Origin of the sequence: Enterobacter sp. Ap-1006 (assembly GCF_011752835.1) — a bacterium.
GTDB lineage: Bacteria > Pseudomonadota > Gammaproteobacteria > Enterobacterales > Enterobacteriaceae > Cedecea.
The window spans coordinates 1-504 of sequence record NZ_VWWU01000024.1 but is presented as its reverse complement, the minus strand read 5'-3'; the positions used below and the strand labels follow the sequence as shown (position 1 = coordinate 504).

General features: G+C 47.6%; 2 tRNA genes. Both read left to right on the top strand.

The features are described 5' to 3' along the window. Positions 1–56: 56 nt before the first annotated feature. Positions 57–133 (top strand) — tRNA-Ile (locus tag F3J28_RS22315). Positions 134–245: 112 nt separating this feature from the next. Continuing rightward, a tRNA-Ala gene (locus F3J28_RS22310) sits at positions 246–321 on the top strand. The last annotated feature ends 183 nt before the right edge of the window (positions 322–504 follow it).

The window sequence follows — 504 nt, the reverse complement described above, 5'->3', positions numbered from 1 at the left end:
AACCCGCGTAGTGCTCACACAGATTGTCTGATAGAAAACGAGCAGTAAAACCTTATAGGCTTGTAGCTCAGGTGGTTAGAGCGCACCCCTGATAAGGGTGAGGTCGGTGGTTCAAGTCCACTCAGGCCTACCAAATTCTCCGCTATCCTGCGTTACAGCACCACTCACATACGAAAGTATGCTTCGTGGCGCTGCGCCTTGACCAGCGATGAATTCATGGTAATCAAAGGTTTTACGAAATCGATGGGGCTATAGCTCAGCTGGGAGAGCGCCTGCCTTGCACGCAGGAGGTCAGCGGTTCGATCCCGCTTAGCTCCACCATCATTTCATGCACCAAAACTTACTTCAGAGTGTACCGGTGACGGTGTACTGCGAAGTATTTGCTCTTTAACAATCCGGAACAAGCTGAAAATTGAAACGACATGTCGTCTTATTCTTCCGTAATAAAGAATAAGGTTAAGACATGTTCGAGTCTCTCAAATTTTCACAACAGCGATTGTGTCT